The sequence below is a fragment of the Rhodoferax sp. genome (assembly GCF_023701345.1).
Lineage (GTDB): Bacteria > Pseudomonadota > Gammaproteobacteria > Burkholderiales > Burkholderiaceae_C > Rhodoferax.
Genome location: NZ_JAMPXE010000009.1, coordinates 37,976 through 44,364, shown reverse-complemented (window position 1 = coordinate 44,364; position 6,389 = coordinate 37,976). Strand labels below are relative to the sequence as shown.

At 55.8% G+C, this 6,389-nt stretch carries 10 protein-coding genes and 1 pseudogene; 6 read left to right on the top strand and 5 right to left on the bottom strand.

The features are described 5' to 3' along the window. The 6 genes and pseudogenes from NDI87_RS02580 to NDI87_RS02555 form a co-directional block, all read left to right on the top strand. The coding region (locus NDI87_RS02580; RefSeq protein WP_296273239.1) for a phospholipase A at nucleotides 1–601 on the top strand (601 nt) is incomplete at its 5' end. A gap of 323 nt (nucleotides 602–924) precedes the next feature. Next, a complete protein-coding gene (locus NDI87_RS02575; RefSeq protein ID WP_296273238.1) occupies nucleotides 925–1,209 on the top strand; it encodes a type II toxin-antitoxin system Phd/YefM family antitoxin in 285 nt (94 codons plus the stop codon). Then, on the top strand, nucleotides 1,206–1,628 hold the full coding sequence (locus NDI87_RS02570) for a PIN domain-containing protein (RefSeq protein WP_296273237.1): 423 nt from the start codon (nucleotides 1,206–1,208) through the stop codon (nucleotides 1,626–1,628). Before NDI87_RS02575 ends, NDI87_RS02570 begins: the two co-directional genes overlap by 4 nt. Before the next feature lie 83 nt (nucleotides 1,629–1,711). After that, nucleotides 1,712–1,831 (top strand): annotated as a pseudogene (locus tag NDI87_RS02565) (phospholipase A); the annotation flags it as partial. A gap of 88 nt (nucleotides 1,832–1,919) precedes the next feature. Next, a complete protein-coding gene (locus NDI87_RS02560; RefSeq protein WP_296273236.1) occupies nucleotides 1,920–2,177 on the top strand; it encodes a ChpB-ChpS toxin-antitoxin system antitoxin in 258 nt (85 codons plus the stop codon). After that, a complete protein-coding gene (locus NDI87_RS02555) occupies nucleotides 2,177–2,518 on the top strand; it encodes a type II toxin-antitoxin system ChpB family toxin (RefSeq protein WP_296273235.1) in 342 nt (113 codons plus the stop codon). The genes NDI87_RS02560 and NDI87_RS02555 overlap by 1 nt, the downstream gene beginning before the upstream one ends. A gap of 375 nt (nucleotides 2,519–2,893) precedes the next feature. Here the strand turns inward: NDI87_RS02555 and NDI87_RS02550 are convergent, their stop codons facing one another. From NDI87_RS02550 to NDI87_RS02530, 5 genes are all read right to left on the bottom strand, one after another. Then, nucleotides 2,894–3,415, bottom strand: a complete 522-nt coding sequence (locus NDI87_RS02550; protein WP_296273234.1) for an NADPH-dependent FMN reductase — start codon at nucleotides 3,413–3,415, stop codon at nucleotides 2,894–2,896. 456 nt (nucleotides 3,416–3,871) lie between these two features. Further along, a complete protein-coding gene (locus NDI87_RS02545; RefSeq protein WP_296273233.1) occupies nucleotides 3,872–4,141 on the bottom strand; it encodes a pentapeptide MXKDX repeat protein in 270 nt (89 codons plus the stop codon). Between the two features lie 71 nt (nucleotides 4,142–4,212). Then, entirely contained in the window at nucleotides 4,213–5,007 is a 795-nt protein-coding gene (locus tag NDI87_RS02540) for a molybdopterin-binding protein (RefSeq protein ID WP_296273232.1), read from the bottom strand. Nucleotides 5,008–5,018: 11 nt separating this feature from the next. Continuing rightward, on the bottom strand, nucleotides 5,019–5,615 hold the full coding sequence (locus NDI87_RS02535) for a cytochrome b/b6 domain-containing protein (protein ID WP_296273231.1): 597 nt from the start codon (nucleotides 5,613–5,615) through the stop codon (nucleotides 5,019–5,021). 143 nt (nucleotides 5,616–5,758) lie between these two features. Then, a complete protein-coding gene (locus NDI87_RS02530; RefSeq protein ID WP_296273230.1) occupies nucleotides 5,759–6,385 on the bottom strand; it encodes a pyridoxamine 5'-phosphate oxidase family protein in 627 nt (208 codons plus the stop codon). Between the last annotated feature and the right edge of the window lie 4 nt (nucleotides 6,386–6,389).

The window sequence follows — 6,389 nt, the reverse complement described above, 5'->3', positions numbered from 1 at the left end:
GCGTGATTCTCTGTGGTTTGGCTACTCACAGAAGTCCAACTGGCAACTCTTCAGTGGCGACCTGTCACGGCCCTTCCGCACCACCGACCACGAACCCGAACTGATCTACATCTTGCCGACCGATGCCCCCCTACCCTGGGGCTGGCGTCTGCGCTACAGCGGCATCAGCTTCAACCACCAGTCCAATGGTCAGCCACTGCCCCTGTCGCGCAGCTGGAACCGCACCATCCTGATGACCGGCATGGAAAAAGGCCAGCAGTTCAACGTGGTTGGCAAGCTTTGGTACCGCATGCCCGAGGAAGCGTCAGATGATGACAACCCCGACATCAGCGACCTGATCGGCCGCGCCGAAATAGCTGGCTTCTGGAATGTCAACCCCGACAACACACTGGGCCTGACACTGCGCCATTCGTTGCGCGCCAACAGCAACGGCTCGTTCCGCCTGGAGTGGCTGCGCAAGCTGGGTGACAGCGGTCAGACCGGCAACCGCAGCGGTCTGCGTTTTCACACCCAGTTGTTCAGTGGCTACGGTGACTCGCTGATCGACTACAACCGCCGGCGCACGTTGCTGAGCGTGGGCTTGAGTCTGGTGGACTGGTAGCGGGTAGGCGCAAGGGTCAAGGCCGACGTACTTCACCCAGCCGTCCACGATCCGTGGGTACTGGCGGGTGCCCGGATATGGGGACCTGTGTACGCGGCTCGGAAACAGATAGTCTTCCGAGTGAAGGTTTCGCATCTTTATCCAGTCGGCGACTGCTGTGCGGGTCTGCTCAGTCATCTCGAACTGGAGTGGCCGACTGGTCTGGCTGGCAGTGTTATCCATGACGAATCTCCTTAAAAGTGAAGGGCTTGCCGCTATGCTCTTTTTGCCCTTTTTGTGTACACTATGATTCACAAGTTAGTTTTAAACCGAAGGGACAGGTAATGGAAGCTACCAAAGTAGGTATTCGGGAATTTCGTGCCGGCATGGCCGAGTTCATTGCGTCGAGCTCGCCGGTCGCCGTGACGCGCCATGGGCAAACCATTGGTTATTTCATACCGACCCACGGCCAGGTCGAGGCAGACATCGCGTCATTGAAGAAGGCCAGCAAGACTTTGGACCGCTTGCTTGCAGCGAAGAGCGTTGATGTGGACGCCGTGGTCGCCGAATTCAAAACCGCCCGCAAACGGGCAAGCAAGTCCAAAAAGCCTGTAGCAGTGATGGCATGAGCAACAAAGCGATCGTTCTGGATGCCAACATCCTGATTCGGGCAGTGTTGGGCAAGCGGGTGCGAGAACTCATTGTTGCCAATGCAGAGGCGGTTCAATTCTTCGCGCCCGATGTTGCGTACGCTGACGCCCGAAAGTATCTCCCTGCGCTGCTGGAAAAAAGAGGTATGAATAGCGACTCGGCGATGACGGTGTTGGACGCACTGGAATCAATCGTCCGGCCGCTGGAGCTGGGTGTTTATGCAGGACTGCAAACGCAGGCGCTGCAAAGGATTTCCATACGTGATGCCGATGACTGGCCTGTGCTTGCGTGCGCCATGACAATTGCTTGCCCCGTATGGACGGAAGATGCCGACTTCTTTGGCACCGGGATAGCAACTTGGACCACCGATCGCGTGGCATTGTATTTTGCAGGCTGATCATCGTCAGTGGCTCTGAAGTGCCAATTGCTGTCAGTCGTAAAAGTAAGGGCCTGCCATTCGCTGTCATGGTCCGAAGAGCCGGCAACCGCAGCGGTCTGCGTTTTCACACCCAGTTGTTCAGTGGCTACGGTGACTCGCTGATCGACTACAACCGCCGGCGCACGTTGCTGAGCGTGGGCTTGAGTCTGGTGGACTGGTAGTTAGCTTTTATGTCAAATAATGTTTGACATTCATCCGTTTTCATCTAAACTTTGCACGACTTGGTTTTAGTTTTACATGGGGCCTGATATGCAAGTTGAAATTGTGCTGAGAAAATTTGGCAACAGCACAGGGGCTGTGTTTCCCCCTGCTATCTTGAAAGATCTCGGTTTGAAGGCTGGTGTCTGTTTGACGATGGACACCACGGCTGAAGGGAAAATCATGCTGGCACCAAAGCGTAGATACAAACTGTCGGAATTGATTGCGCAATGCAATTTGAACGCGGCCCGTCCTGCTGACATGGTGCTGTGGGATGCTGCCAAACCTGCAGGCCAAGAGGCTTTTTGATGGCTGTCTTTGAGCGTGGCGATATTGTTCACTTGAGTCTTGAACCTGTCGTTGGCCGTGAAATGAAAGGGGAGCGCCGTTACGCGCTCGTTTTGACCACAAAAGAATTCAATGTGCTGGGTGATGTGCTGGTTGCACCCATCACGCAAGGTGGCGAGTTTTCACGTTATGAAGGTTTTGCGGTGTCGCTCATGAACACGGGTTGCAGCACACAAGGCGTGGCCCTGGTCAACAAATGCCGCATGATGGACCTGGTCGCCAGAAAAGCAAAAAAGGTCGAAAGAGCCCCGCCAGAAGTTGTTGACGACGCACTCGGGCGATTGATGGCTCTTTTTGAATGACTATGGTTCTGCTCCTGTAGTGAACGAGGCCAATTGCCTCAGTTCAAAACATAGCCAGCCAGGAATCCCATCTTTGAAAACTAACAACGCTGCGGCAAGGGGTACCGCGCGGTATAGTCCATAGACCCATAGCCACCGGTCACGACAGTCAGCTACGGGGCTGGCTCGGTGACTCCTGCAGACCCATTCCCGCCGGCCACGACAGGCAGCTTTCAGGTAGTCCAGTTCAACGCCAGTCAGAAGCCGTTCGTGGCGGACTTCAGCGTGCCCATAGCGGGTGCTCCCGATTGGGTGAAGCGGATATTCGATATTTGCTCGAAAGACCAAAAGGCCGACATGCGACTGCCTCAATCCATTTGCGTCGACTGTCTGGCCCTACTGCTGTGTGAGTCCATGGGTAAGGTTGCTTGTGTAGCTAAGCTTGAGTGATTCCAACGCGCCACGCATTGCTGTGGGATTGGGATTCACCTGCGAAGGCGTAGGTCCTGAGGGTTTGATTAGCAGTTCAAGATCAGCTGAATAGACAAGACGAGCGGACATTGCATGAAGGGATTGACGCAGGGCGGCCAATCCCGGTGAGGCGTTCCACAACGCAACGGGCTTGCTAACAAACACACCACTGGAAACCATCCAGTCGAGAGCGTTTTTCAAGACACCACTGATGCCGTGCGCGTATTCCGGGCTGGCGAACAGTAACGCATCGGAGCGACCAATGGCTGCTCTCAGGTGGTGGACTGCGGGCGGTTCGTTTCCTTCAAGGTCTGGATTGAAAAGCGGCAGTTGACCAAGCTCTTCGTATACGTGCAGGCCAACGCCATGAGGCACACAGGATTGCGCCATGCGAAGCATCGCAGTGTTTAGTGACGCCGCACGCAAACGTCCGGAAATGGCCAGCACGTTAAAGTTTGCCATCTGGTCTAGGCGAACACATCGACCAAATGACCGATCAAGCCGAGCCCTGTCACACGCGAAATATTTACGACCTGCGTCGGTCCTTGAAAGGAAGACGCGGCGGATGCTTGCGGCTGTACTCCCTTATCGGTACCTTCGATTCTGGACTCCAGGCTTCGAATTTGCGTTTGCAGGTTTTGAATGATCTGCTTTCCCTCTGGTGTTTTGCTTGATGGGCACGCTTGCCAGTCACCCAACTGTTGGATGCACCTGGAAAGCTTGTCCTGCAGTGCCACAGACGGCTTCCCGTCCGTCGCACCCTTGAGAGTGCCAGCAGATGAAATAGTCGAAACATATACCATCGAAGCGATTGAATTTTAGAAGATGAACCGGCGCCCGCGCTGTGATTGCTGTGGCCAACAAGTTGGCCGTGGCAAGCGCAGGCGGTACCACCAGAGGGTTTTACTTCTTCATTTCATCCTTGGCCATGCCGTCCTTACCCATCGCATCTTTCTTCATGGCGTCCTTCTTCATTTCATCCTTCTTCATGCAGTCTTTACCCATGGCGTCTTTACCCATGGCGTCTTTGCCCATGGAATCCTTCTTCATGCAGTCCTTGGACATGGCATCCTTGCCCATGGTGTCCTTCTTCATCATTTCGTCGGCAGCCATGGCGCCGGTGGTGGCCAGCAGCATGCAGGCGGACAGGAGGGTAGTAGTCAGTTTGTTCATGATTTTTCCTTTGAGTTACAGAGTGATGTGAGTGGCAATAGTGCCGATGTTTGGAGCCAGCTGATGGAACCTCAGCTGCCTCCGAACCAGTTGTACCCTTGGTCTTCCCAGTAACCGCCAGGGTAGGTATTGGTGACGAAAATCGCCTGAATGTGCTTGGGGTTTTTGTAGCCCAGCTTGGTTGGCATGCGCAGCTTCATGGGGAATCCATACTTGGGCGGCAGCGGCTGCCCGTCATAGGTCAGCGCCAGGGTGGTCTGTGGATGCAGAGCGGTGGGCATGTCAATGCTGGTGAAGTAGTCGTCAGCGCACTTGAAGCCAACATACTTTGCCGTGAGGTCCGCACCAACGCGGCGCAGAAAACTGGCGAAGGAGACGCCGCCCCATTTGCCAATGGCGCTCCAGCCCTCCACGCAAATGTGACGGGTCACCTGGTCGATCTGGGGCATGGCACGCAGCTCGGGCAAGCTCCATTGGCGCTTGTCCGCCACCAAACCGGTAACTTCCAAACGGAAGCTGCCGCCATCAATCTCACGCACTTCGTCTTCGCTGTAGAACGCGTTGAACGGAAACGGCCGCGTGATCATGGAGTCTGGGTAGGTGGGCGCCAAGCGGTTGGGGTCAAACAGCCACGCTTGTGCCTGATCATTGAGGCGCGAAATACGGGTAAGCGCAGCTTCGGCGCTGTCTTCATCGATCAGCGTGCAGCCGGTGAGCATGCTCAGGCCACCCAAGGTCAAGGATCGGCGCAGAAAGTTGCGCCTGGAGGTGTCCATGGCAGGGTTGGCATGCGCCAAGCGATCTACCGCCTCTTTCAGAACCGCATTGCCATCCAGAGACAGGCGTACAGGTGTTTTGATTTCCATGGCAATGGCTCCTAATGTCCGCGGACCATGGTGATCAATGTTCGGGGCACCAGCATGACCATCGCCAGATGCACCACGACAAAGAACACCAGGGCCGACATGGCGGCGAAGTGAACCAGGCGCGCACCTTCATGGCCATCCAGCAAGGTTCGCAGCAGGGGGAATTGCACGGACTTCCACAGCACCAGGCCCGAGAGAACCAACAGCACGCTGTCCAGCATCACGAACAGGTAAGCCAATCGCTGCACCGTGTTGTATTGGCGCGGGTCCGTATGCGCCAGGTGACCTTTCAAGGCTGCGGTGATGTCGTCAACAAGGGGCTTGAAAGACAAGGGAAAGAACTTGGTCGCTAGACGTTTGGTCACGCCATTGAGCAGCAGATAGGCCGTACCGTTGATGGCCAGCACCCACATGGCGGCAAAGTGCCACAGCAATGCGCCGCCCAACCAACCGCCCAAGGTCACCACTTTTGGGAAGGTAAAGCCCAGAAATGCAGTGGCGTTGTAAATCTTCCAGCCACTGGTGACCAATACGAGGACGGCCAGTGCATTGAGCCAGTGCGCCAAGCGCAACCAAGCTGGATGAATGACCTCTTTGCTGCTATCCATACTCTGCATCTCCAGGGTTCATGTACAAAATTTCCAGCGCTTTACCTTTGCTAAGGTCTTGCGCTGTATGGGTTAGTCCCACCGCGGGCGTATTTCTTACAGTGGTATGAAAATTTCTTTGCCGCTGCCGGGACTCGTCCCGGTCATGCGCCAGGCACGTCCTGACCAAGCTGCACGAGCAGTGCTTCAAGCGTCTGGATACGCCGGTCCCTCTGGTCCAAAGCAGACCTCACCTTCTCGGCATCCAGGCGCACCGGTATGTGCTGCGGGCAATTGGCGTCCCATGCCCTGACGGTGAAGACGATGACCTGCTCCGATTTTGTCCCGTACCCCACCGATGTGAGTTTGGCAATCAGGGCTTCGTCGCCTTCAATGATTTGGGCATCGCCCCATATCTTGACGCGCTGGCGGTGCTCGTAGTCCATTAAGAACAGCTGAGCCTTGGGGTTCTCAGACAGGTTGCCGGCCGAGATGTACTGCTTGTTTCCTGTGTAGTCCACAAAGGCCAGCCGGTGTTCATCCAGTACGCGCAGAAAGCCCGCTGGGCCGCCACGATGCTGGATGTAGGGCTGCCCTTGGGCATTGGCAGTTGCCATGTAGATGCTGGTTTGCGCAGCGATGAAGTCCCTCAGTTCCGGTGTGATCTGCGTTTCCCAGGAACCCCGTTGTTCCATGCGGGAGTAGCCAAGGCGAGACCCTTTTCGGGCTTGTATTGCCTTGACGGCAGGTGTGAAAGCGACGTCGCTGACATAGCGTGGGTTGTTGTCCATGTTG

What these genes read in the sequence shown, in the direction of transcription:
- NDI87_RS02575 (WP_296273238.1), top strand. Translation starts at nt 925, where the DNA reads ATGGAAGCTACCAAAGTAGGTATTCGGGAATTTCGTGCCGGCATGGCC.
- NDI87_RS02570 (WP_296273237.1), top strand. Translation starts at nt 1,206, where the DNA reads ATGAGCAACAAAGCGATCGTTCTGGATGCCAACATCCTGATTCGGGCA.
- NDI87_RS02560 (WP_296273236.1), top strand. Translation starts at nt 1,920, where the DNA reads ATGCAAGTTGAAATTGTGCTGAGAAAATTTGGCAACAGCACAGGGGCT.
- NDI87_RS02555 (WP_296273235.1), top strand. Translation starts at nt 2,177, where the DNA reads ATGGCTGTCTTTGAGCGTGGCGATATTGTTCACTTGAGTCTTGAACCT.
- NDI87_RS02545 (WP_296273233.1), bottom strand. Translation starts at nt 4,141, where the DNA reads ATGAACAAACTGACTACTACCCTCCTGTCCGCCTGCATGCTGCTGGCC.
- NDI87_RS02540 (WP_296273232.1), bottom strand. Translation starts at nt 5,007, where the DNA reads ATGGAAATCAAAACACCTGTACGCCTGTCTCTGGATGGCAATGCGGTT.
- NDI87_RS02535 (WP_296273231.1), bottom strand. Translation starts at nt 5,615, where the DNA reads ATGGATAGCAGCAAAGAGGTCATTCATCCAGCTTGGTTGCGCTTGGCG.
- NDI87_RS02530 (WP_296273230.1), bottom strand. Translation starts at nt 6,385, where the DNA reads ATGGACAACAACCCACGCTATGTCAGCGACGTCGCTTTCACACCTGCC.